This is a genomic window from Cupriavidus sp. C1SS-2L (assembly GCF_057073735.1).
On sequence record NZ_CP172708.1, the window covers coordinates 2,776,713 to 2,801,288 of the forward strand.

The 24,576-nt window shown below is 66.0% G+C and carries 22 protein-coding genes; 14 read left to right on the forward strand and 8 right to left on the reverse strand.

Going from position 1 to position 24,576, the window contains the following annotated elements; genetic code table 11:
* Nucleotides 1-11: 11 nt before the first annotated feature.
* Entirely contained in the window at nucleotides 12-800 is a 789-nt protein-coding gene (locus ACIGJG_RS12885) for an SDR family oxidoreductase (RefSeq protein WP_011298654.1), read from the reverse strand.
* Nucleotides 801-874: 74 nt separating this feature from the next.
* A complete protein-coding gene (locus ACIGJG_RS12890; protein WP_011298655.1) occupies nucleotides 875-1,774 on the reverse strand; it encodes a DMT family transporter in 900 nt (299 codons plus the stop codon).
* Between the two features lie 247 nt (nucleotides 1,775-2,021).
* Between ACIGJG_RS12890 and ACIGJG_RS12895 the strand changes: the two genes are divergently transcribed.
* Complete coding sequence (locus ACIGJG_RS12895) at nucleotides 2,022-3,032, forward strand: Bug family tripartite tricarboxylate transporter substrate binding protein (RefSeq protein WP_483672424.1); 1,011 nt, start codon at nucleotides 2,022-2,024, stop codon at nucleotides 3,030-3,032.
* Between the two features lie 52 nt (nucleotides 3,033-3,084).
* Nucleotides 3,085-3,561: a MarR family winged helix-turn-helix transcriptional regulator gene (locus ACIGJG_RS12900; RefSeq protein WP_011298657.1), complete on the forward strand. Its 477-nt coding sequence runs from the start codon at nucleotides 3,085-3,087 to the stop codon at nucleotides 3,559-3,561.
* A 73-nt stretch (nucleotides 3,562-3,634) separates the two neighbouring features.
* Here the strand turns inward: ACIGJG_RS12900 and ACIGJG_RS12905 are convergent, their stop codons facing one another.
* On the reverse strand, nucleotides 3,635-5,914 hold the full coding sequence (locus ACIGJG_RS12905; RefSeq protein WP_483672425.1) for a xanthine dehydrogenase family protein molybdopterin-binding subunit: 2,280 nt from the start codon (nucleotides 5,912-5,914) through the stop codon (nucleotides 3,635-3,637).
* A gap of 95 nt (nucleotides 5,915-6,009) precedes the next feature.
* On the opposite strand from ACIGJG_RS12905, the gene ACIGJG_RS12910 reads away from it, so the two are divergent.
* Nucleotides 6,010-6,747: a TetR/AcrR family transcriptional regulator gene (locus ACIGJG_RS12910; protein ID WP_140952317.1), complete on the forward strand. Its 738-nt coding sequence runs from the start codon at nucleotides 6,010-6,012 to the stop codon at nucleotides 6,745-6,747.
* 39 nt (nucleotides 6,748-6,786) lie between these two features.
* Here ACIGJG_RS12910 and ACIGJG_RS12915 read toward each other — a convergent pair whose 3' ends face one another.
* Genes ACIGJG_RS12915 through ACIGJG_RS12930 form a run of 4 tightly spaced genes read right to left on the reverse strand, consistent with a single transcriptional unit; the run spans nucleotide 6,787 to nucleotide 10,126 of the window.
* Nucleotides 6,787-7,437: an N-carbamoylsarcosine amidohydrolase gene (locus tag ACIGJG_RS12915; RefSeq protein WP_011298660.1), complete on the reverse strand. Its 651-nt coding sequence runs from the start codon at nucleotides 7,435-7,437 to the stop codon at nucleotides 6,787-6,789.
* Nucleotides 7,430-8,509 carry a 2,5-dihydroxypyridine 5,6-dioxygenase NicX family protein gene (locus ACIGJG_RS12920; RefSeq protein ID WP_220630941.1) on the reverse strand — a complete coding sequence of 360 codons (1,080 nt, stop codon included), beginning with the start codon at nucleotides 8,507-8,509 and terminating at the stop codon, nucleotides 7,430-7,432. Before ACIGJG_RS12920 ends, ACIGJG_RS12915 begins: the two co-directional genes overlap by 8 nt.
* 23 nt (nucleotides 8,510-8,532) lie before the next feature.
* Nucleotides 8,533-9,363 carry an alpha/beta fold hydrolase gene (locus ACIGJG_RS12925; protein WP_483672426.1) on the reverse strand — a complete coding sequence of 277 codons (831 nt, stop codon included), beginning with the start codon at nucleotides 9,361-9,363 and terminating at the stop codon, nucleotides 8,533-8,535.
* A gap of 10 nt (nucleotides 9,364-9,373) precedes the next feature.
* Nucleotides 9,374-10,126, reverse strand: coding sequence for a maleate cis-trans isomerase family protein (locus tag ACIGJG_RS12930; protein WP_011298663.1), 753 nt, complete (start codon nucleotides 10,124-10,126; stop codon nucleotides 9,374-9,376).
* A gap of 366 nt (nucleotides 10,127-10,492) precedes the next feature.
* On the opposite strand from ACIGJG_RS12930, the gene ACIGJG_RS12935 reads away from it, so the two are divergent.
* From ACIGJG_RS12935 to ACIGJG_RS12960, 6 genes are all read left to right on the forward strand, one after another.
* On the forward strand, nucleotides 10,493-11,653 hold the full coding sequence (locus tag ACIGJG_RS12935) for an FAD-dependent oxidoreductase (protein WP_011298664.1): 1,161 nt from the start codon (nucleotides 10,493-10,495) through the stop codon (nucleotides 11,651-11,653).
* Nucleotides 11,654-11,781: 128 nt separating this feature from the next.
* Nucleotides 11,782-12,279 carry a (2Fe-2S)-binding protein gene (locus tag ACIGJG_RS12940; protein ID WP_041680023.1) on the forward strand — a complete coding sequence of 166 codons (498 nt, stop codon included), beginning with the start codon at nucleotides 11,782-11,784 and terminating at the stop codon, nucleotides 12,277-12,279.
* A gap of 20 nt (nucleotides 12,280-12,299) precedes the next feature.
* Entirely contained in the window at nucleotides 12,300-15,206 is a 2,907-nt protein-coding gene (locus tag ACIGJG_RS12945; RefSeq protein WP_483673079.1) for a c-type cytochrome, read from the forward strand.
* A gap of 543 nt (nucleotides 15,207-15,749) precedes the next feature.
* Entirely contained in the window at nucleotides 15,750-17,063 is a 1,314-nt protein-coding gene (locus ACIGJG_RS12950; RefSeq protein ID WP_011298667.1) for an MFS transporter, read from the forward strand.
* A gap of 115 nt (nucleotides 17,064-17,178) precedes the next feature.
* Nucleotides 17,179-17,829 carry a uracil phosphoribosyltransferase gene (gene upp / locus ACIGJG_RS12955; RefSeq protein ID WP_011298668.1) on the forward strand — a complete coding sequence of 217 codons (651 nt, stop codon included), beginning with the start codon at nucleotides 17,179-17,181 and terminating at the stop codon, nucleotides 17,827-17,829.
* 147 nt (nucleotides 17,830-17,976) lie between these two features.
* On the forward strand, nucleotides 17,977-18,159 hold the full coding sequence (locus ACIGJG_RS12960) for a DUF3149 domain-containing protein (RefSeq protein ID WP_011298669.1): 183 nt from the start codon (nucleotides 17,977-17,979) through the stop codon (nucleotides 18,157-18,159).
* Nucleotides 18,160-18,165: 6 nt separating this feature from the next.
* Here the strand turns inward: ACIGJG_RS12960 and ACIGJG_RS12965 are convergent, their stop codons facing one another.
* Nucleotides 18,166-19,701, reverse strand: coding sequence for a helicase HerA-like C-terminal domain-containing protein (locus tag ACIGJG_RS12965; protein WP_483672427.1), 1,536 nt, complete (start codon nucleotides 19,699-19,701; stop codon nucleotides 18,166-18,168).
* 197 nt (nucleotides 19,702-19,898) lie between these two features.
* Between ACIGJG_RS12965 and ACIGJG_RS12970 the strand changes: the two genes are divergently transcribed.
* The 5 genes from ACIGJG_RS12970 to rsfS all read left to right on the forward strand — a co-directional run bounded on the left by ACIGJG_RS12970 (nucleotide 19,899) and on the right by rsfS (nucleotide 24,557).
* Nucleotides 19,899-20,624 (forward strand): YebC/PmpR family DNA-binding transcriptional regulator, encoded by a 726-nt coding sequence (locus ACIGJG_RS12970; RefSeq protein ID WP_011298671.1) that lies wholly within the window; start codon nucleotides 19,899-19,901, stop codon nucleotides 20,622-20,624.
* A 78-nt stretch (nucleotides 20,625-20,702) separates the two neighbouring features.
* Nucleotides 20,703-21,971, forward strand: a complete 1,269-nt coding sequence (purD, locus tag ACIGJG_RS12975; RefSeq protein ID WP_140949065.1) for a phosphoribosylamine--glycine ligase — start codon at nucleotides 20,703-20,705, stop codon at nucleotides 21,969-21,971.
* A 176-nt stretch (nucleotides 21,972-22,147) separates the two neighbouring features.
* Nucleotides 22,148-23,059, forward strand: coding sequence for an oxygen-dependent coproporphyrinogen oxidase (gene hemF, locus ACIGJG_RS12980; RefSeq protein ID WP_011298673.1), 912 nt, complete (start codon nucleotides 22,148-22,150; stop codon nucleotides 23,057-23,059).
* 10 nt (nucleotides 23,060-23,069) lie between these two features.
* Nucleotides 23,070-23,789: a nicotinate-nucleotide adenylyltransferase gene (locus tag ACIGJG_RS12985; protein WP_011298674.1), complete on the forward strand. Its 720-nt coding sequence runs from the start codon at nucleotides 23,070-23,072 to the stop codon at nucleotides 23,787-23,789.
* A gap of 42 nt (nucleotides 23,790-23,831) precedes the next feature.
* Nucleotides 23,832-24,557, forward strand: a complete 726-nt coding sequence (gene rsfS, locus ACIGJG_RS12990; protein ID WP_011298675.1) for a ribosome silencing factor — start codon at nucleotides 23,832-23,834, stop codon at nucleotides 24,555-24,557.
* The last annotated feature ends 19 nt before the right edge of the window (nucleotides 24,558-24,576 follow it).

A 24,576-nucleotide genomic window follows, 5' to 3' on the forward strand; every position in this document is an offset into this window, starting at 1 on the left:
CCGCGCCGGGTTCAGAACGTGCCGGGGTAGGCGCCGCCGTCGAGCAGGATGTTCTGCGCCGTGATGTACGCGGCCTGTCGGCTGCACAGGAACGCACACGTTGCACCGAACTCGGCCGGGTCGCCGAAGCGCCGCGACGGGTTCAGCGCGGCGCGGCGTTGCGCGACTTCATCCACGGTCAGGTTCGCCTTCTGGGCGGCGCCTTCCATGGTCTTGAACAGGCGGTCGGTATTGAACGGCCCCGGCAGCAGGTTGTTGACGGTCACGCCGTGCTGCGCCACTTCGCGCGCCAGGCCGGCGATGAAGCCGGTCAGGCCCGAGCGCGCGCCGTTGGACAGGCCCAGCACATCGATCGGCGCCTTCACCGCGCCGCTCGTGATGTTGATGATGCGGCCCCACTTGCGCGCGATCATGCCGTCGACGGTGGCCTTGATCAATTCGATCGGGGTCAGCATGTTGGCATCGAGCGCGGCCAGCCACGCTTCGCGGTCCCAGTCGCGGAAGTTGCCCGGGGGCGGGCCGCCGGCGTTGTTGACGAGGATATCGAGGTCGCCGAGCTTGGCCACGGCGTCCAGCGCGGCCTTGCGGCCTTCCGGCTTGGTGATGTCCGTGGCCACGGCGACCACGCGGCGGCCATGGCGTGCACGCAGGCCCGCGGCGGCCTTTTCCAGCGCCTCGGCGCCGCGCGCCACGATCACGACATCAACGCCTTCGGCCGCCAGCGCGTCCGCGCAGGCGAAACCAAGGCCCTTGCTCGCGCCACACACCAGTGCATGCTTGCCACGCAGTCCCAGATCCATTTCTCGCTCTCCTTGTTGGCTTGTTTGCTTGTATAGCTTTCAGGTTCGCTGTCGTCGCGCGGCTTGGTGCGTTATCACGCTTTGCGCGCCGACAGCAGGTACATTCCGCCCAATACCAGTGCACTGCCCGCGAGCTGCACGCCGCTGACCGGTTCGTCGAGCAGCCAGAACGCGAGGAACAGCGTCGACACCGGGCCGACCATGCCGGCCTGCGAGGCCATCGGCGCGCCGATGCGGGCCACGGCCACCATCGTCATCGACACGGGCAGCACGGTGCAGAACACCGCGTTGACGAGTGACAGCCACATCACTGGCGCCGGCTGCGCGAGTTCGGCCACGGGGCGCCCGAGCGCCAGGTACTGCAGTACGCAGCATGCCGTGGACACGCACATTGCGTAGGCCACCAGCCGCAGCGAGCCAATGCGCTGCACCAGCTCGCCGCTCAGGATCAGGTAGATACCATACGTCAAGGCGCTGCCCAGCACCAGCGCGCCACCAAGCCACACCCTGGCGCCGCTGACATCGAGATCATGCGCAAACACCAGCACAATGCCCGCATAGGCCAGCAGCAGCGATATCCATTGGCGCGCGGCGATCGGACGCCGGAACAGCAGCGCCGTGGCCAGCAGCACGAACGACGGCGTCAGGAACAGGATCAGCCGTTCAAGCCCTGCGGTGATGTACTGCAAGCCCAGGAAATCCATGAAGCTCGACAGGTAATAACCGATGAAGCCGAGGAACACCACACGCGCACGGTCCGCCCACGACAGCGCGGGCAGGCGCCGCGACTGCCACCAGCCGATCGCCATGAACAGCGGCACGGCGAACAGCATGCGCAGCGTGATCACCATGACGGCATCGACGTTGTAGCGGTACATCAGCTTGGCGACGATGGCCTTGGCGGAAAACAGCATGGCGCCAATGGCCGCGATGGCCAGGCCCGAACGCTGCGACGACGGCAGCGCGGCGGGCATGGCAAGGGATTTCTGTGAAGCTGGCACGGGGAAATACGAGGGGACAAAGCGGCCGCCGCAGCCGTGGCCGGCCGGGTCGGCAAAGACGACCAGACGATTGTATGCGAAAAGAGGCATTGGCATCGGCCTACCACCGGGTATGCCTCCGCGCGGGCGCATTTGCCTACAATGGGCGCTTCCGCGCGCGGCCGGCAAGCGGCCACGCGCGGGCAGAACAACACAACCCGTACGAGGAGATTCCCGCACCATGCCGCAACGCCCTGCCCTTCGCCGCCGCCGCACTACGCTGATCGCCCTGTCGCTCGGTGCCGCCGCGGCCGCCACGCTCGGCACCCTGCCGCTGGCTGCCAGCGCGGCCGACGCGTTTCCGTCCAAGCCGATCCGCTTTGTCGTCCCGTACGCGGCCGGCGGCACCACGGATCTCGTGGCACGCACCGTCGGCCAGCGCGTCGCGGAAAAACTGGGCCAGCCCGTGGTCATCGAGAACCGGCCAGGCGCCGGTGGCAACATCGGCATGGAAGCCGTGGCCAAGGCCCCGGCCGATGGCTACACCATTGGCTTCGGTGCGATCTCGACCAACGCGTTGAATCCGCATATCTACAAGCACGTCCCGTTCGACCCGCGCAAGGACTTCACGGCCATCAGCCTGCTCGGCACGTCGACGATCGTGCTGGAAGTGAGCGCGTCGCTGCCGGTCAAGACTGTGCCCGAGCTGATCGCTTACGCCAAGGCGCATCCGGGTCTCACGTACGCAACCGCCGGCACCGGCACGTCGATGCACCTGGCCGGCGCGATGTTCTCGCAGATGACGCAGACGGGCCTCACGCACGTGCCGTACAAGGGCAGCAGTCCGGCGATCAACGACATGCTGGGCGGCCATATCGGCGTGATGTTCGACAACTTGCCCGCTTCGTTGCCGCATATCCAGGCAGGCAAGCTGCGCGCGCTGGCCGTCGCTGGCAAGAGCCGTTCGCCGTCGCTGCCTGACGTGCCCACGCTAGCGGAAGCCGGCCTGTCCGGCTATGCGGTGGAACCGTGGTTCGGCGTCTATGGTCCGGCCAAACTGCCCGCGTCCGTGGTGCAGGCACTCAACGCCGCCTTCGTCGAAGCGCTGGGCCGCGCCGACGTGCCCGAAAAACTCACGCAGGCCGGCTTCAACCCGAAGGGCTCGAGCGCCGTGGAACTCCAGACCCTGACGCTGCAGGAGTACGACCGCTTCGGCAAGGTGGCGAAATCCGCTGCCATCACGGTCGAATAAGCAGGTTCGCCGGTATACTCGGGGGCACACTTTCCATCGCAGTACGATCGACGTGCCCTCCTCTTCCGACCAGCCTGCCGGCAGCGACACCGGCTACGACTTCACCGAACAGGTGGGCCATCTGCTGCGCCGCGCGTATCAGCGCCACGTGGCCATCTTCCAGCAGACCATTCCCGATTCGCAGCTTACGGCTGCGCAATTCGTCGTGCTGTGCGCGGTCAGGGACCGGCAACCGTGTTCACTGAATGAAGTGGTACGCGCCACGGCGATCGACCAGGCGACGGTGCGCGGCATCATCGAGCGGCTGAAGGCACGCAAGCTGATCTCGGTGTCGCACGATCCGAATGACCGGCGCAAGGTGGTGGTGACGGTGACGGACGATGGCCTCGCATTGATCGACGAGACGGTGCCGTTTGCGAAGCAGATCTCGGAGCAGACGTTTGGTGCCCTGAATCCGGCGGAGCGGGTGGCGGTGACTTATCTGCTGCGCAAGATGAGCGAGATTGATGAGGGGAACGGTGGGAGTTGAGCAGCCCCGCTAGTAGTGCCGCCGGTTTGCTCCCCTCTCCCGCCAGCGGGGAAGGGAGCAAGACAGCGGATTGCTAGGGGCGTCGGCCTTGTAGCGCCGCCAACACCGTCTCCGGCACAAACGGCGGCCGTCTCAGCCGAACACCCGTCGCATCAAACAGCGCATTCGCAATCGCCGGCGCTCCCGGCAATGATGCCGATTCGCCCGCTCCCATCGGCGGCTCTGACTGCCTCGGCATCAGCAGCACCTCGATCGGTGGAATCTCCGGAAAGGTCAGCAACGGATAGCCGCCCCATTCGCGACTGGCCACACCGTCGCCATCAAAGCGCACCTGCTCCTTGAGCACGCGGCTCAGCGTCTGCAAGACGTTGCCGTGGATCTGGTGACGTACGCCGTCCGGGTTGACCATCATACCGGTGTCCTGACCCACGAAGATCTTCCTGACGACGATCTGTCCGCTGGCGACATCGACCGACAGATCGAGAATCCACGCAGCCCATGCCGCGCCGAAGCCTGGGAAACGGCTGTGGATATATCGCGCATACGCGACGCCGCGGCCGTGCAGTTTTCCGTTCGCATCGGGCACGCCGCGCGAACCGTTCGCACCGCGTTGCCAGCCCGCGGCCTCTGCCACGGCACGCAGCAGGTCAGCCGCGCGATCGTCGGGCAGATGTCGCAAGCGGAAATCCACCGGGTCCACACCCGCTTCGGCCGCCAGTTCATCGATCATGGATTCATGCGCGAACGTATTCGGCAGCGCCGATACGCCACGCAACCACGATGCGCGCACGATCGCCGGGGTGTCGTCGCAGTGGATGCGGCGGCCGGAGTAGGCATACGGCGGTACCGCGGTGCGATCGCCCATCTCAAGCATGCGCGGCGCATTCGGCAACTGTCCGGTGAGCAGCAGCGCGAGCGTCGGTGCATCGTTGGACGGATAGCGGCTGACGAAGTCGTAGCCAAGCAGTTCACCATTGCTACCGAGCGTGGCGCTGACATCCATGAGCTGCGCTGCGCCCTTGGGCTCCCACAGGTGTTCCTGCTCGCGCGATAGCTGCACGCGTACGGGACGGCCGACCGCGCGCGACAGCAGCACGGCATCGGCGCAAACGTCGTCGGCACAGTTGCGACCGTAGCAGCCGGCGGCATCCATGCGGACGATCTCGATGCTGCCCTCGCCCAGCCCGGAGAGGCGCGCCAGATCGATACGCAGTACATGCGGATTCTGCGTGCCGGACCACACGGTCAGGCCATCTTCGCGCCAGTCGGCTACGGCACATGACGGCCCGATCGAGCCATGCATCTGGTAAGGCCAGGTGTAGTGGCGTTCGAGCGTGGTGCCAGCGTCGGGTGCGGGTATCTCGCCATCATCGAGCAGTTCACGGCGCGTGGCAGGGTTGGCGCGCAGCGCGGGCTCGGGATCGTCGAGCGCAGGCAACGGGGGCACCGGCTTCCAATGCACGCGCAGGCGGCGCGCGGCCATCACCGCATATTCCTCGCGCTCGGCTACCACGCCGATGAAGTCGCCCTGCACCACGATGTCCACCAGCCCCGGTACATCGCGCACGGAATTGCGATCGACGTCGAGCAAGCTCGTGCCGACGAAATCGCCGCTGTCGCGGCCGGCGTACGGCGGGCGCACCACGCGGCCGTGCAGCATGCCGGGCACGCGCACGTCATGCACGAAGGTCAGCACGCCGCGCGCCTTGTCGGGGATATCCACACGGCCTGCGCCGCGGCCGACGATACGGTACGACTCGACAGGCTTGGTCTGTACATCATCCGCGAGTGGCAGCTCGACGTGCTCGTCGGCCACCAACGCACCGAAGCCGATACCGTGCTGCGTCCCCTTCACGCGGAACACACCGTCGTCGGCTTCGAGCGCATCCGCTGCTACGCCGAGCTGGTTCGCCGCGCGCGCCTGCAGCCACGCGCGAGCCTGGGCCGCTGCACGCCGCAATGGAATTGCCGAAATCTGGATCGATGCGCTCGCGATCGTCGGACCCTGGTTGGGCGTCGCGTCGGTATGGCCGAGCACCATGCGCACGCGCGCGAGCGGCACGTCGAGTTCTTCTGCGACGATCTGCGCGAGTGCGGTACGGATGCCAGTGCCCAGATCCACGTGGCCATTGAAAGCCAGCACTTCGCCGGTGTCACGTACGGCCACGAAGATATCGGGCAGCGCCGGCACATAGTCGGAAGCCGCACCGGGCTGGCCCGCCGCCGGTCGCGCCGCGGCCTGCGGCGCACGCGTGATCAGCAGCACGCCACGCGCCTGCAGCAGCGCCAGGCGCTGCACGCGCGGGGTGGGGGCCTCCGCCTCGCGAACGGTATCGAGGATGGTCGAAGTCATGGGTCGATTATTTTTGCCGCTTTGCGTGGGGCGGCACCCGCTATGCCACCGTTATACTGCCTTCCAACAGACATCATGATGCCGAGCCATCCAACATGACCATCAAGACCGCAACCCAGCGCGCGGCAGTCGGAACGCGCGCCCGGCAGGCGCAGGACAGCCGTGACCGGATCCTGAAGGCGGCCATCAAGGTCTTTGCGCAGCGCGGTTACGACGGCGGGCGCATCGAACGCATTTCCTCGCTCGCCAAGACCTACGACCGGATGATCTATTACTACTTCGGCAGCAAGGAAAAGCTGTTCGTCGAAGTGCTCGAGACCATCTACCTGCAGCTCAACGAAGCCGAGCAGAAACTCGAAGGCGAACTCGACGCTGCCGATCCGGTGCGCGCCCTGTCGCAACTGATCGACTTCATCTGGCACTACTACCTGGAGCATCCGGAGTTCGTCGCGATCCTGACCAGCGAGAACATCAGCCAGGGCAAGCACGCGCGCAAGTCGGTGCGGTTGCGCGAGATCTCCAGCTACGCGTTGTCCGTGCTCGACGGCATTCTGTCGCGCGGCAAGGCGGCGGGACTGTTCCGGCCCGACGCCGGCGCGCGAGACGTCTACATGGTCATCGCCTCGCTCGGCTACTTCTACAACTCGAACCATCATACGCTCAGCGCCTTCCTGGGCGAGCCGATGATGGGCGCGCCCGCGCTCGCGCATTGGCGCGATGTGATCCAGCAGACAGTGCTGCGCGCGGTGGCAGTGCCGGGCGCCGTTCCCGACGCCCCGCCCGCGCCGCCTGCCGGCAAACCGGCGAAGGCCAGGCGCGCCGCCGCAGGCTGAGCGTCGCATCAGGCGCACGGCCGCGGGTCGCAACGCGACTCAGGCTGCCGCGCTCACGCCGGCCGGCGCCGCCTTGGCGATCTGCGCGAGCGCTTCATCCCGGGTCAGCACGGTGGCGTACTTCTGCCCCATGTCGAACAGGTTCGCCGCATGCGGCCCGAGCGCGCGGTCGCCCACGCAGTCCGACACCACCAGCGGACGAAAGCCGAGCGACATCGCGTCGACCACGCTCGCGCGCACACATCCGCTGGTCACGCAACCGGCGACCAGCAGCGTCTGCACGCCACGCTGCGTGAGCCACGCCGCCAACGACGTGCCGAAGAACGCCGAGGGCACGGTCTTGCGCACTACATACTCGCCCGCAGCGGGTGCCAGCTCCGGCACGATGGCGCTGTTGTGGCTGTCTTCCTTCAGCGTCAGCATGCCGGGCACCTTCAGCGTGAAGATGTTGTGGTCCGCATCGTCATCGGCAAACACGATCCGGCTGTGCGCGACCGGCCAGCCCTCCTGGCGCGCCGCGCGCAGCAGTGGCTGCGTATTGCGGATCGCCTCCGGAATATTGCCGCCGCCGAACACCGCCGGATCGGCAAAGCCGTTGACGAAATCGATGATCAGCAGCCCGTATGGCGGGCGCAGTTCCATGGCGGTGCCGAAGCCTTGCCGCTGGTAGGTCTGGACTTCGTCATGCATGGCGTGCTTCCTTGAACAGTGTGTTGACCGTGGCGTGGTGGCCGTCCGTCACCTTGCCGCGAACCACCACCGGCTCGCCGTCGAGCGTGACGGTGCAGTGGCGTACGGGAATATCGATATGGCAGGCCGTGGTACGGCTTCCACCGGCTTCGTTGTTGGGGCCGAACGAGCACAGGAAGTTGCCCTCGTACGCACGCGCATCCATGCCGATGGTGGCTTCGCGGTCGTACATGGCCAGCGCCGACCAGCTCGCGCGCGGCTGCAGGCCCCAGCCGATATGCGACATCGCATAGGCTTCCGGATCGTTGAACGACGCCATGTAGTTGGCCAGCAGCTCGGCATCGAGCCCGCCTTCGATGGCCCTCACGTAACCGGCCTCGAGCGTGATGCGGATCGGCTGCTGGATATACGACTTCATCGGCAGCAGGATGTCGCCACGATCCAGCACGATAGTGCCGTGGGTGCCGCCCTCGTTCGGCCACGTCAGCACGAAGCCGCTCGGCCAGTGGTCCCAGCGGCCGGGCTCGTCGACGAAGCCATATTCGCTGATCGCCGGGAATTCCCCAAGGCTGCAGCGCAGGTCCATGCCCGCGTGGGACACGATATGCATTTCCCGCGCGCGCGAAAGCCGCGCCGTTGCCGCCTTTACGCGCTTGCGGTCGGCTTCCGTCGGGACCATGCGCGCGAGCACCTCAGGCGGCTCCACCGCGAGCAGGATCTTCGTGCCACTGCTCAGGATGTCATGCTGCTCGGGCGAGAACAGCAGCGTCATCAGGTCGAGCACAAGATCGCTCGCCTTGAGCGCGGCGATCGCGGCCGGGTTACCGGTCAGCGGCGTGGTGCCGAGATAGGCCAGCGCATCGCGGCTCAGCGCCTTCTCGCCATTGACGGGCGGCAGGTCGAGCCGGTTGACGATGGCACCCATCGACGCCGCCGCCACCATGGCGGTGCGCAGCGTCTGCGGATGCGTGGCGGCACCGGTCAGCACCGTGACGGTCTGGCCGGCTTCGAGCTTCGACAGCGTGAGCACCTGCTTCCACGCCTGGGTCAGGTCGTAATCGCTTACGGGCATGTTCGCTCCTCCGATCGCGGATATCAGGCCGCAGGCAACGCGGCGCCGAGGAAATCGCCGAAGGCACGGTAGAAGCCGGCCTCGTCGTCCCACGGGATCATGTGGCCCGCATCTGGCACGTGACTCACCAGTATGCCGGGCACGAGCTTGCGGATTTCCTCGACGTCTTCGGCACGGATTACGTCGCCACGCCCGGCAGTCATCAGCAGCGTGGGTACCCTCACGTGCGGCAGGTCCGCGTGGATGTCGTCTTCGTGAAAGCCATTGAAGCTGGCGAGGATGGCGCGCTCGTCGCACGTGTGCAGCCATTCCGCGCGCAGGCGCAACTGATCTTCGGTCCACGTCGGGCAGAAGCGGCGCATGCCTTCGGCGTCGATACCTGCGCGGGCAAGGCAGATCGAATCGATGTACCACGGCAGTTGCGCGGGATAGGCGCGTCGGCCGGGGCCGGAGACAGGCGGATCGACCATCACCAGACGCGTAAGTCCTGCTGGATGCTGGCGCGCGGCACGCACGCCAATGCGACCGCCCATCGAATGACCAACGATGGCATAGCGCTGTAGGCCCAGTGCCTCGGCAAACGCAATCACGTCGGCAGCTTGGGCGTCCAGGCTGTAGTCGAGCGTGTCGCTGGCCTCAGACAACCCACGGCCGCGTACATCCAGCACATAGGTATCGAAGCGCTGGCCGAACTGCTCGCCGACGAAGCCCCACGTAATAGCCGGGCTCGTGATGCCCGGCACGATGATCACGGCATCGCGCGATGCCCGTTCGCCATCGTTGCCGCCATAGCGCAGGTAATGCTGGCGGATGCCGTTGGCATTGACATTGCCGCCGTAGAGGAAGGTGCTCATGGCGCAGGCCTCAGTAGGCGCCGGACAGCAGCGCACCGGCGCCCGGCACGACCGGCTCGAGGTCCAGCGCGCGAAGCATGGCGTAGGTCGTGGCAATGGCCGCGGTGATCACCGGCTTGCCGGTCATCGCTTCGACCTTCGCCACAGCCGGCAGCGAAGGCATCTGCACGCAGGCCGACAGCACGATGGCATCGACATCGGCAATGTTCATCTGCGCGACGATGCCGGGCAGCTTCGCCGGATCATGGCGACCGACTTCCAGGTTGTCCGGAATCTCGAGCGCGCGGTAGTCGACGACTTCATAACCCTCATTGCGGATGTAGTCGACGACCAGTTCGGTCAGCGGCTTCATGTACGGCGCCACAACAGCGATACGCTTCGCACCGATCACCTTCAGTGCATCGACCAGCGCGCCAGCACTGGTAATCACCGGCGCATCACCGCCGTTCTCAGTCGTGTGCGCTTTCAGGCGCTGCTCGGACGTGCGGTGGTAGCCGTGGCCCATCGCCATGATCGCAACCAGGCAGGCATAGCCGAGTACGTCGACGCGCGCATCGGAAAGCTCGACGGCGCAGCGATCGGATTCGGCATCCATCGCGGCCAGTTCTTCCTTGACCACCTTCTTCATGCGCATGCGGCTCGAATGGAAGGTGAACCGTTCGGGGCGGATCTGCTGCCGTGCGGTCAGCATGGCCGGGATCTCGGTTTCCATCGTGGTGTTGGAGCTCGGCACGATCTGGCCGATTCGGAAAACTTTCTGCACTGTCGACTCCGTCATCTGAGTGTCTGGGGAATGCCTGTCTACCCGCCGCTCCCGGCATCGATTGCGCCGGACGTCCGCGGTTGCGATTGATTGTAGTGTACACACTCTATATCCGCAAACAGATTCTGCGCGTGGCCAAGAGCACTCATTCAGTGCACGCTGAACATATAAATCCCCATATTCGCGCATGATTTAGCCGTCTCAGAGCATCATGCTATTTCCATCACATCAACCTAAGGGTTTTCCATAGGTTCAAGAAAATCTATCTTTACCTCGCATTTTTGAGTGTGTACACTCGTTTTCAACAACTGGCCGAGAACGGCCCTCACACTCATCGACCCATGTGTCATTGCCAGGAGAAAGAACGTGCAAGGCAAAACGCGAATCGCAATCATCGGCGCCGGACTCGGAGGGACGGCCGCCGCCGCCCTGATGCAGCGGGCAGGCTTCCAGGTCAGGCTCTATGAACAGGCGCCGGCGTTTTCGCGTCTGGGTGCGGGCATCCACGTGGGGCCGAACGTCATGAAGATCATGCGGCGCATCGGCATCGAGGACGCGCTCAATGACATGGGCTGCCACCCGGACTTCTGGTACAGCCGCGACTGGGACAGCGGTGAGGTGGTCGCGCAGATTCCGCTGGGCGACTACGCACTGAAGCACTACGGCGCGAGCTACCTGACCGTGCACCGCGGCGACTTCCACAAGCTGCTTACCGATGCCGTGGCGCCGGGCACGCTGTTCTTCAACAAGAAGCTCGAAAGCGTGACCGACCACGGCGATGTCGTGCAGCTGCGCTTCACCGACGGCACGGTCGATGAGGCCGATATCGTGATCGGCGCGGACGGCGTGAACTCGCGCATCCGCGAAACGCTGCTCGGCGCGGAACCGCCCAAGTACACGGGCTACGTGGCGCATCGTGCGGTGTTCCCGATCTCGCGCGTCAAGGGCTTTACGCATGACCGCTGCACCAAGTGGTGGTCGGATGACCGCCACATGATGGTGTACTTCGACACCAGCAAGCTCGACGAGATCTACTACGTGACCGGCGTGCCGGAGCCCGAGTGGGACATGAGCAAGAGCTGGGTGTCCAGCAGCATCGAGGAAATGCGCGCGGCGTTCGACGGCTGGCATACGGGCGTGCAGTCGCTGATCGAAGGCACCGTCGAAGTGACCAAGTGGCCGCTGCTGGAGCGCGATCCGCTGCCGCTGTGGAGCCGCGGCCGCCTGGTGCTGCTCGGCGACGCCTGCCACCCGATGAAGCCGCACATGGCGCAAGGCGCCGCGATGGCGATCGAGGACGCGGCCATGCTGACCCGCTGCTTTACCGAGGCCGGCACGGACGACTTCGCCGCCGCGTTCGCGCTGTACGAAGCCAACCGCTCGGAACGCGCCAGCAAGGTCCAGCTGGTCTCGCACAACAACACGTGGCTGCGCACCAACGAGAATCCCGACTGGTGTTTCGGCTACGATGTGTACAACGTGCCGCTGGTCTCGGCCGGACGCACGCCGCTGTCGGCGGCGGCATGATGTCCGCCTGAAACCGAACTGCCTGCATGGCGGCCTTGCCGCCGTGCGGGTCCGAAGCGCCGCAGCCCCTCGCCATGAAGGGGCGCGACGCAGCGATGCGTGATGTTCAAAACCGCCCCCTGCCCCCGATGAACGCGCCCCGCCCGCTGACGCTCCATGTCAACCACGCCGAGCACACGCTCTGCGTGGCGCCAGACACGCCGCTGCTCTATATCCTGCGCAACGACCTGGCCTGCAATGGCCCGAAGTATGGCTGCGGACTGGGGCAGTGCGGCGCGTGCACGGTACTGGTGGACGGCACCGCCGCGCGATCGTGCGTGCTGCCGGTGAAGGCGGTGGTGGGCCACGCCGTGACCACGCTGGAGGGTCTCGGCACAGCCGCACAAGCCGACCCCGTGCAGCAGGCATTCATTGACGAGCAGGCCGCGCAGTGCGGCTATTGCCTCAACGGCATGATCATGACCGCCAAGGCGCTGCTGGCCGACAACCCCGACCCGAGCGAAGCGGAGATCCTCGAGGCGCTGCGCTTTAACCTGTGCCGCTGCGGCACACACGTGGAAATCGTGCGTGCGGTGCAGCGCGCCGCCGTGCTGCAGCGCGAGCATGCGCAAGGAGCACAACGGTGACCGACGCGCTGGCGCCCCGCATGACTGCCGCCACGCCTGCGATGACGGACAGTCGGCCACCCTTTGCGCAATGCCTGGCCGCACATGTGTTGCGACCGCCCGGACTGCGCTGGGCCGGTGGCCAGCCGCTGGTAGCGCGGCTGCTCGAAGCGAACCGCGACGCTGCAGCCGGCATGCCGGGCGTGCGTGCCGTGGTCATACGCAACAATTTCGCCGCCGCAGTAGCGGATTCGGCAGAACAAGCTGCACAGGGGATCGCTGCATTGCAGGCGCGTTGGGCGGCGCCGCCTGCGGCGGAAAACTCCCCCGTTCGTCGAGAGACGCTGGCGCAGCGGGGCAATGCATCCGCCGCGCTCGAACAATCGCACGCCCGGCAAGCGCAGCACTATCAATGGCCGTTGGCGGGCATGCAGGCGACCACTGCAACGTGCACGGCGATCGCCGACTGGCAAGACGGCGCGCTGCGCGTCTGGCTGCCGAGCACTCGCCCGGGCGGGTTGCGTGCCGAACTGGCCGCGCTGCTTGGCATCACTGAACAACAGATCACGCTGGTGTGCTGGCAAGATGCGGACGACACCGCCGACGCCGGCTTGCTTGCGCATCACGCTGCCGCCGACGCCGCGCTGCTCGCGCATGCCACAGGCGCTTGCGTTCGCCGGACCATCACCGCTGACGACGTTGGCCTGGCCGACGCCATGCTCCACTGGCAGATCGACAGCGCGCGCGGCGGCGCCAACATCGACGCCTACGCCGCAACGCTGGGCGGCACCATTGCCCCGTCCGTGCCGCTCGCGCTGTGGCTGACCCGCACGGCCGCGCCGGTGGCCGATGTAGCCGCCGACACCGAAGCCGCAGATCACGTGCTTCCGCCCTATCGCATTCCCAATATCGACATTGGCGCTGCCGGGCCCTATGCAGCCGGCGCGTCGCTCGCGGACGCCCGCGCGCAAGTGTTCGCCCGGGAATCGCATCTCGATGAGATTGCCGCCAGCGCCAGCACCGATCCGGTAGCGCTGCGACTCGGACACCTCGACGACGCGCGGGGCGCGGCGCTTGTCCGCGAAGTCGCGGATCGCGCGGGATGGGTACCGTCGGCGCCGGGAGCCAGGACATCGCGCGGCGGCAATGTGCGCCGTGGGCGCGGCTTCGCCTATGCGCAAACGGCCGAAAGCGATACTGCGCAAAGCTGGTCTGCCTGGGTTGCGGAAGTCGAGGTCGACGGTAACACTGGCGAACTCGCCGTGACGCGCGTGACCGTGGGACACGACAGTGAAGCAGCCGTGCCCGCACGCTCGACGCCTGTATCGCCGGCGCTGGAAGCCATGGTCGCGCAAACCGCGCGGCAACTGACAGCGCAATCGCCGGACTTCGATGCATGGCCTGCCGAGTTGCCCGAAACATCGGACAGCGCACTGCCGGCCGTGACCGGCATCAACGTGCCGGAGATCCGCGTGGCCGGGACGCTGGCTATGGGCAACACGTTGGCTGCCGGTCCCGCCGCCACGCTGCCTGCTGCGGCGGCAGTCGCCAACGCCATCTACGATGCCACCGGCGTGCGCCTGCGCGAACCGCCTTTCAGCGCAGACCGGATCCGGCTGGCGCTGGACGCGCAACAACCCGAGAAGCGGCGCAGCAAACGTGGCTGGTTCGCCGCAGCGGCTGCCGCGGCGGCTGGCTTGTGCGCTACGGTACTGCCGTGGCGCGCGCCGATCGCGCCCGTGACGCCACAGGAACCGGGCTTCTACTCTGCCGCCACACTGGAACGTGGCCGACTGGTTGCTGCGGCAGGCGATTGCGCGGTTTGCCATACGGCACCAGGCGGCGTCAAAAACGCAGGTGGTCTGGCTCTGGAAACACCGTTCGGCACGGTCTACAGCACCAACATCACGCCCGATGTCGAAACCGGCATCGGCAACTGGTCGTTCGCGGCATTCGAGCGCGCAATGCGCGAAGGCATACACCGCGATGGCCGCCGCCTGTATCCCGCGTTCCCGTACACCGCGTTCGCGAAGATCAGCGATGCCGACATGCAGTCGCTGTATGCCTACCTGATGTCGTCCGAGCCGGTGAAGGCCGACGTGCCGCGCACCGAACTGGCCTTCCCGTTCAATATTCGTCCGCTGCTGGCGGGTTGGAACCTGCTGTTCCATCGCAACGAGCAGTTTCAACCCGATGCTGCGCGGTCGGCGCAATGGAACCGCGGCGCCTACCTGGCCGAAGGCCTCGGCCATTGCAGCGCGTGCCATTCGCCACGCAACCCGCTTGGCGGTGAAAAAGGCGGCCGACACTATCTGACCGGCAGCACGGCCGAAGGCTGGGAAGCGCCTGCGTTGACCGCGCTGTCGCGCGCGCCGGTGCCGTGGACCGAAGATGCACTGTTCACCTATCTGCGCGGCGGCTACGCCGTGCATCATGGCGCCGCTGCGGGGCCGATGGCACCCGTGGTCGAAGAACTCGCACTGCTGCCCGAATCCGATGTGCGGGCCATTGCGCACTACGTTGCATCGTTCAGCGCGCCGCCGCCGGCACCCGCCGAGATTACCGCGCAGGCCATGCAATACGAACGGCGCAGCGCAGAGGCAGCCACTACGCTTGGCGGTCCCGCTGCGCGCCTTTACCAGAGCGCCTGCGCGGTGTGCCACCAGTCCGACCAGGGCATGCGGCAGTTTGGCGTGAAGCCTTCGCTGGCACTCAACACGAACCTGCACAGCGACCGGCCCGACAACGTGATCCAGGTGCTGCTGCAAGGCATGCCGGCACCGCCGAACAGCACGCTCGGCGCCATGCCGTCCTACTCGGACAGCCTGGATGACCAGCAAATCGTGGCGCTTACGCAATACCTGCGCGCGCGCTTTGCCCCCGACAAACCCGCGTGGCAGGACGTGGAAGCCACCGTCGCGCGCCTGCGCGCAGCGCCTGCTCACTGAGTTAGCCGAGACCTTCCTGCGCACGTTACGTCGCGCGGGAAAACCCCAAGGAGAAAACCGCACATCGGCCTTGCCGGCCCTTTTCATGTAGCTTACGCTGAACGATCATGTAGTGCGCACTACATGAGTGCGACAGCAGCGTGCGGCGGTGCATTCGGGCACAAGAACGGAGCCACCGTGAACCGCGCGCGACGATGAATACAAGACCAGAAATCCACCCAGGGTAGACAAACAGGAGCGACGATGACGTATTCGTACCAAGCCCGCAGGGCGCGAGGACTCCCGGCATAGTTCTCGCTTCGCCAGATTCAAGTAGCCCCCACGCTTCGCAGCAAACCGGCGCGACTGCATCCCGCAGTCAATGCGCACCACGCATCCGTAGCCGCGATCCGGCCCTGCTTCGACAGACGTGCGCTTCCGAGTTCAGGAATCAGCCTTTACAGACAGGTAGACAACATGTCGTCATCCATTTCATCCATGCCATCCACGCCCATCGCCGAAGCTGCGATAAGCTCTGCCCCACAGCCAAGCACGAGGGCAGCGATGTCTCCAACCATCACCATCGAGCAGGGCATCCGCGCGGCCGGCGTCGGCCGGTTCCAGTACCGGCTGTTCGTGATCTTCGGCCTCGTGTGGCTTGCCGACGCAATGCAGGTGCTGTCGATCGGCTTCACGGCGCCGTCCATCGCCAAGACGTTCGGCATTCCCGTGCCGACGGCACTGCAATCCGGCACGATGTTCTTTGTCGGGATGCTGATCGGCGCATTCGTGTTCGGCCGCCTGGCGGACCGGATCGGCCGCCGCCCCGTGCTGATGATGGCCGTGGTCATCGACGCCATCTGCGGCGTGGCCTCGTCGTTCGCGCCTGATTTCCAGTGGCTGCTGGTGCTGCGTTTCCTGACCGGCATCGGCGTCGGCGGCACACTGCCCGTCGATTACACGATGATGGCCGAGTTCCTGCCGTCCGACCGTCGTGGCCGCTGGCTGGTGCTGCTGGAATCGTTCTGGGCGATCGGCACGATCCTGCTTGCCGTGCTGGCACTGATCGCTGTTTCGCGCGGCGATGCGGCCTGGCGCCTGATCTTTCTCGTCACCGGCATCCCGGCACTCGTCGGCGTGGTGTGCCGCTTCTTCGTACCGGAGTCTCCGCTCTACCTGAACAAGTCGGGACGTTCCGCAGAGGCGCGCGCGGTGCTGCAGCGCGTGGCCACCGCCAATCGCGTTTCAGTGGAAATCGGCGCGCTGGAGCCCCAGCAGATGGAGCGCAAGTCGGTGCTGGCGCTGTTCGCGAGCGGCTTCCGTCGCCGCAGCATCAGCCTGCTGGTGGCCTGGGCGCTGATCTCGATCGCCTACTACGGCGTCTTCGTCTACCTGCCGGTGAAGCTGGCGGGCCAGGGCTTCGGCTTCATGCGCGGCCAGGTCTTCCTGATCCTGCTCGCGCTGGTACAACTGCCGGGCTTCGCGCTGGCTGCGCATGGTGTCGAACGCTGGGGCCGCAAGCCGACGCTGATCGGCTTCCTGCTGCTCAGCGCCGCTGGTTGCATGCTGTACAGCCTGGGCCAGTCCCCGGCGCTTGTCGTCGGCTCCACGTTGCTGATGAGCTTTTCGCTGCTCGGCACCTGGGGCGCGCTCTACGCCTTCACGCCAGAGGTGTATCCGACCGACCTGCGCGCGAGCGGCATGGGCACCGCAGGCGCCATGGCACGTTTCGGCGGCCTGTTCGCACCGGCCATCGTCGCGCCGGTCATGGCCACGCAGTTCACGCTTGCGCTGGTGCTGCTGTCCACGTGCCTGGCCGTGGCAGCACTCGCGATCTACATGGTCGATATCGAGTCGAAGGATCGCGCGCTCGATTGACGCACGGCGCGGCGGTCGGCTTCCATTACAATCCCGCTACAACGGCGCGGCGCCCCGGTCCACAAGATCGGGGCCGCCCGCTTCCCCCTCCTGCCGCCGAGCCATCGCCGCCGCCATGAAACAAGACCCGCGTTTCCCCAGCCTGTACATCCTCGACCACCCGCTGATCCAGCACAAGCTCTCGCATATGCGCGACAAGGACACGTCCACGCGCACCTTCCGCGAATTGCTGCGCGAGATCACGCTGCTGATGGGCTACGAGATCACGCGCCACCTGCCGCTCACCACGCGGCATATCGAGACGCCGCTGGTGCCGCTGGAAGCGCCGGTGATCGCAGGCAAGAAGCTCACGATCGTGCCAGTGCTGCGCGCGGGCGTAGGCATGAGCGATGGCCTGGTCGAACTGATCCCGTCGGCACGCATCGGCCATATCGGCGTGTATCGTGACGAGCAGCACCGCCCGGTGGAATACCTGGTGCGCCTGCCCGACGTGGAAGACCGCAGCTTTATCCTGTGCGATCCGATGGTGGCCACCGGTTACTCGGCCGCACATGCCGTGGACGTGCTAAAGCGCCGCGGCGTGAAGGACGAAGCCATCACTTTCGTCGCACTGGTCGCTGCGCCCGAAGGCGTGGAGGTATTCCACAAGGCGCATCCGAACGTGAAGCTGTACGTGGCGTCGCTCGACAGCCACCTGGACGACCACGCGTACATCGTGCCGGGCCTCGGCGACGCGGGCGACCGGCTGTTCGGTACCAAGAACTGATATTGCGGCGGGCCGGAAAGGCCCGCCTGATTTTTTTCCATGCCGGCGTGGCTTGATCCTACTCAATAGCCCACCCGGTGCGGCTCCCTACACTCGACGTGATACGGCTATCGCCGCAAAACGTCACCATCTCAAAGGGAGACCCGCATGGAAGCCTTCAAGATCCTGTTCACGACCGGTACCGGGCTGATGAGCCTCGGGGTGATCGTCTTCATCATTGGCATGGCGTGGTTCTTCGCGCGGATGTTCAGCCGCAAGATGCGCGAAGACGCGGCAGCAGCGAAGGCCGCCGCGGGAAACCGGCCTGCGTCGCAGGCCGGCTCGCACTGAACGGGCTTACTTCTTCTTGCCGCCGCCCAGCAGGCTGCCCAGCACGCCACGGATCAGTTCGCGGCCGACCTGAGAACCGACGGTGCGTGCGGCGGACTTGGCCATCGACTCGAGGATGGAATCGCCACGGCCGGTCTTGCCCGTGCCCTTGGTCAGCGAGCCGAAGATCTCGCCGGCGGTACCAAGCCAGCCGCCCTCTTCGGCCGGCGCGCCGCCTGTCGGCTTTTGCACGGAAGTGCCGCCGTTGCCACCACCGTTTGCCGCCGACGCCACACCGCCGCGCAGTTTCTCGTAGGCCGATTCCCGGTCGATCGCCTTTTCATACGTACCTGCCACCAGCGACGTCGCGATCAGCTGCTTGCGCTCGTCCTCCGTGATGGGGCCGATGCGGCTGCCCGGTGCCAGTACCCATGCGCGCTCGGTCACGCCCGGCGTGCCCTTGGCGTCGAGCAGCGACACCAGCGCCTCGCCCACGCCCAACTCTCCAATGACCGTTTCCAGATTGAGCTTCGGATTGGCGCGCATGGTCGTGGCCGCGACCTTGACTGCCTTCTGGTCGCGCGGCGTGAACGCGCGCAGCGCATGCTGCACCCGGTTGCCGAGTTGGCCCAGCACGGTGTCCGGAATATCGACGGGGTTCTGCGTGACGAAATACACGCCGACGCCCTTGGAGCGGATCAGCCTCACCACCTGCTCGATCTTGTCGAGCAGCGCCTTGGGCGCGTCGTTGAACAGCAGATGCGCCTCGTCGAAGAAGAAGACCAGCTTGGGCTTGTCGAGGTCGCCGGCCTCTGGCAGCTTCTCGAACAGCTCCGACAGCAGCCACAGCAGGAACGTGGCATAGAGCTTGGGCGAGTTCATCAGCTTGTCGGCCGCCAGGATGTTGACCACGCCCTGGCCCTTCTCGGTCTGGATGAAGTCTTCCAGGTTGAGCATGGGCTCGCCAAAGAACACGTCCGCGCCCTGCGACTCCAGCGCGACCAGCCCGCGCTGGATGGCACCGATGGAAGCCGCCGAGATATTGCCGTACTCGGTCGTGAATTGGGCCGCGTTGTCGCCCACATACTGAAGCATCGCGCGCAGGTCCTTGGCGTCGAGCAGCAGCAGGCCGTTCGCGTCGGCAATGCGGAACACCAGATTCAGCACGCCCTGCTGCGTGTCGTTGAGTTCCAGCATGCGCGACAGCAGCAGTGGGCCCATGTGCGAGATCGTCGCCCGGACCGGGTGCCCCTTCTGGCCGAATACGTCCCACAACGTGGTAGGGCAACCGCCCCAGGCCGGTTCGGGCAGATTCAGCTCTGAGAGCCGCGCCTTGAGTTTGTCGCTGGGCTGTCCCGGCTGAGAAATGCCGGTCAGATCACCTTTGACGTCAGCCATGAAGACTGGCACGCCGAGCCGGGAGAACCCCTGCGCGAGCGTCTGCAGCGTCACGGTCTTGCCGGTGCCGGTGGCGCCGGTGATCAGGCCATGCCGGTTGCCCATTTGTGGCAGCAAGGCCAGTTCAAGCTCGGCATTTTTGGCGATCAGGATAGGTTCGGCCATGGTGTCTCGGAACGGGAAGCGTGGCAGGCGGCCACAGGCGCGGCGCGAACAGGGCCGCGTGATAAAATCATGGGCTGATTATAGCCAGCAGCCGGGCCTATCCGTCACCCGGCGCGCCCGTTCGTTGCCGTGTACACCGGCGCGCGCAAGCTGCAGCCTTCCCGCATAACTTCACGTTTTCCGCTTCGGAGAGAATCATGGCCGGTCACTCGAAATGGGCCAATATCAAGCACAAGAAAGCCGCCGCTGACGCCAAGCGCGGCAAGATCTGGACCCGCCTGATCAAGGAAATCACCGTTGCCGCGAAGCTTGGCGGCGGTGACCCCGACTCCAACCCGCGCCTGCGCCTGTCCATGGACAAGGCAATGGACGCCAATATGCCCAAGGACAACATCCAGCGCGCGATCCAGCGCGGGGTGGGTGGCCTGGAAGGCGTGAACTACGAGGAAATCCGCTACGAGGGCTACGGCCTCAGCGGCGCCGCGATCATCGTCGACTGCCTGACCGACAACCGCACCCGCACCGTCGCCGAAGTACGCCATGCATTCTCGAAGCATGGCGGCAACATGGGCACCGAAGGCTCGGTGGCGTTCATGTTCACGCATTGCGGCCAGTTCCTGTTCGCGCCGGGAACGCCCGAAGACAAGCTGATGGATGCCGCGCTCGAAGCCGGCGCCGACGACGTTGTCACTAATGAAGACGGCTCGATCGAAGTCACTTGCCCGCCGAACGACTTTTCCGCGGTCAAGGCGGCACTGGAAGCGGCCGGCTTCAAGGCCGAAGTGGCCGACGTGGTGATGAAGCCGCAGAACGAAGTCGATTTCACGGGTGACGACGCAGTGAAGATGCAGAAGCTGCTGGACGCCCTCGAAAACCTCGATGACGTGCAGGAAGTCTTCACCAACGCGGTCATTGAAGAATAACTAGACTGAATTAGCCCCGGGCGGCAGCACACTCACGCTGCCGCCCTTTTGCATGCGTTTCTTTTCTGGCAGTGGATCATGAAAGTATTGGTTGTCGGCTCGGGTGGACGTGAACACGCGCTGGCCTGGAAATTGGCCCAATCCCCCAAGCTACAGGTGGTGTACGTGGCACCGGGCAACGGCGGGACCGCGCTCGACAAGCGCCTGCAGAATGTTCCGCTGACGGATCCGGAAGTGCTGGCCGCGTTTGCCGAGCGCGAAGGCGTGGCCTTTACCGTGGTCGGCCCCGAAGCGCCGCTGGCTGCGGGCATCGTGGACGTGTTCCGCGGCAAGGGCCTGCGCATCTTTGGCCCGACCAAAGCTGCCGCGCAGCTCGAGTCGTCGAAGGATTTCGCCAAGGCCTTCATGCATCGTCACGGCATTCCGACGGCGGCCTACCAGACCTTCTCCGATGCCGCCCAGGCGCACGCCTATATCGACGCGCAGGGCGCGCCGATCGTGATCAAGGCTGACGGCCTGGCCGCCGGCAAGGGTGTGGTCGTCGCCATGAGCCTGGAAGAAGCGCACTCGGCGGTCGACATGATGCTGGCCGACAACAAGCTCGGCGACGCTGGCGCGCGCGTGGTGGTCGAGGAATTCCTCGAAGGCGAGGAAGCGAGCTTCATCGTGCTGGTCGACGGCAAGAACGTGCTGGCGCTGGCCACCAGCCAGGACCACAAGCGCCTGCTGGACGCCGACGCCGGCCCCAACACCGGCGGCATGGGCGCCTACTCGCCCGCGCCGGTGGTCACGCCGGCCCTGCATGCGCGCGCGCTGCGCGAGATCATCATGCCGACCGTGCGCGGCATGGAGAAGGACGGCATTCCGTACACGGGCTTCCTGTACGCAGGCCTGATGATCGACAAGGACGGCAACCTGAAGACGCTGGAATTCAACTGCCGCATGGGCGATCCGGAAACCCAGCCGATCATGGCTCGCCTGAAGACCGACCTGGTCGACGTGATGGACGCCGCCGTGTCGGGCAAGCTTGACGAAGTCGAGCTGGACTGGGACCGCCGCACCGCGCTGGGCGTCGTGATGGCCGCTTACGGCTATCCGGATGCGCCGCGCAAGGGCGATGCTATTACCGGCATCCCAGCCGAAACCGACGACAGCGTGACCTTCCACGCCGGCACCACGCTCAAGGACGGCACGCTGCTGACCACGGGCGGACGCGTGCTGTGCGTGGTCGGCCTGGCCGATACCGTCAAGGCTGCGCAACGCGCCGCCTACGCCGCCGTGGAGCAGATCCGCTTCGATGGCATGCAATACCGTACCGACATCGGCTACCGCGCCATCAAGCGCTGACCGCCGATATGGCGCCGCCATGGGGCCGGGCGGCTCCGGGCGGCCGGTCACGTTCCGACGGCACGCGCGGGCCAGAGGCTCGCCAGCCGTTACAATCGTGACACCCTCATGACGGCCGGGCTGGCCAACTGCCAGCCCGGCCGCCCTTGCATCCGGGGCTCGCGCCCCTACACGCCATGATCGATTCCCAGGCAGTCCGTGCCTATCTGCTCGGTCTGCAAGACCGCATCACCGACGCCGTCGCTGCCATCGACGGACAGCCGTTCCTGACCGACGCCTGGGAAAAGCCGCCCACCGAGCGCCTGCGCGGCAGCGGCCGCACCCGCATCCTGGAAGGCGGCGCCGTAATGGAGCGTGCCGGCGTGGGCTTTTCGCACGTCATGGGCGACACCCTGCCCCCGTCGGCCAGCGCCAGCCGGCCCGAACTGGCGGGCCGCAGCTTCGAAGCCATGGGCGTGTCGCTGGTCTTCCATCCGCGCAACCCGTACGTGCCCACGGTGCATATGAACGTGCGCTGCTTCATCGCGGTCAAGCCCGATGCCGATCCCGTCTGGTGGTTCGGCGGCGGCATGGACCTGACGCCGTACTATGGCAATGCCGGCGACTGCACGCATTTCCACCGCACCTGCAAGCAGTCGCTCGCACCGTTCGGCGATGACTTGTACCCGCGCTTCAAGCAGTGGTGCGACGAGTACTTCTTCCTCAAGCACCGCGGCGAGGCGCGCGGTATCGGCGGCATTTTCTTCGACGACTTTTCGGCGCTGGGTTTCGACCGTAGCTTCGAGATGATGCGCAGCGTGGGCGATGCCTTCCTGGACGCCTACCTTCCCATCTTGCAGGGCCGCAAGGACACGCCGTTCGGGGCGCGCGAACGCGACTTCCAGGCGTACCGCCGCGGCCGCTATGTGGAATTCAACCTCGTGTTCGACCGCGGCACGCTGTTCGGACTGCAGTCCGGCGGCCGCGCCGAATCGATCCTGATGTCGATGCCGCCGCAGGTGTCATGGCGCTATGACTGGAAGCCGGAGCCCGGCAGCGCGGAAAGCGCGCTGTACACCGACTTCCTGCCTGCGCGCGACTGGGCCTGACGGCAACCGTATGGCACATACCGACCAAGACGCCGTGCCGGCCGTAGCCGACAAAGACGCCCGCCCCTACCGCCTGGGTATCCTCGGCGGCACTTTCGACCCTCCTCATATTGGCCACCTGGCACTCGCCACGTTGTGCATCGACCATCTCGGCCTTGATGAACTCGTGTGGATCCCGACCGGCCAGTCCTGGCAGAAAAGTGCCGACGTCACGCCCGCCGCGGACCGGTTCGCCATGACCGAGCTCGCGGCCGCCGCACTGACCGGCACGGCCGCGAAGATCCGCGTGAGCCGCATGGAAGTGGATCGCGAGGGGCCCAGCTACACCATCGACACGGTACGGCAACTGCGCGACGAATACGGCCCCGAAGCCTCGCTGTGCTGGCTGATGGGCGCCGACCAGCTGCTGCGCCTGCATACCTGGCACGGCTGGCAGGAATTGTTCGCCCACGTGCACCTGTGCACGGCCACGCGCCCGCGTTTCGACCTGTCGGAGCTCGAAGGCCCGGTGCTGGAAGCGCTGGCAACGCGCCAGGGGGACACGCAACTGATACAATGCACGCCCTCCGGCCGGATGTGGATCGACCAGACCCTAGCCGTCGACCTGTCCTCCACGCACCTGCGCCAGCGCCTTGCCGCCGGCCAGCCTGCGGATGACCAACTGCCAGCCGGCGTGGCACACTACATTGCGAGCCACGGGCTCTACCGCCCCGCCTCAGGCCAGTCCTGACCTGGCCGCTCCCCAACGATTTCAGCTGAACAAGAACGCACCATGGATATTCGCAAACTGCAACGCGCCATCGTCGACGGCCTCGAGGATGTCAAAGCGCAGGACATCAAGGTGTACGACACCACCCACCTGACCGAGCTGTTCGATCGGGTGGTGATTGCCAGCGGGACATCCAACCGTCAGACCAAGGCGCTGGCAGCGTCGGTGCGTGACACGGTGAAGGAAGCCGGCGGCCATATCGTTGCGGTGGAAGGCCTGGAAACCGGCGAATGGGTGCTCGTGGACTGTGGCGACGCCGTCGTGCACATCCTGCAGCCGCAACTGCGCCTGTACTACAACCTCGAAGAGATCTGGGGCGACAAGCCGGTGCGCATGAAGCTGGCCGCCGCCAAGGGCCTCCCCAGGGCCAGCGAGCCGATGGACGACGACGAGGACGAAGCGCCGGCCCCGCGCGCACGCCGCGCGAGCAACCTGCGCCCGGCTCTGGCCCGCCTGCCCGAAGGCATGAAGGAACCCTCGCCGCCGATGGGCCACGAGGACACCGATCCGGACGCCATCGCCACCATCCGCAAGCCGGCCCGCAAGACCACGGCGACCAAGACCACTGCCACCAAGACGGCTACGAAGACTGCCGCTACGCGTGCCTCCGCCCCCCGCAAGACGGCTGCAGGCACTACCACGGCACGCAAGACCACCACGCGTACCGCGGCGGCCAAGACCACCGCTGCCAAGCCGGCCGCCCGCAAGCGCACCACGCGCTCGGCCTGAGCCTGATCCGATAGCTCGC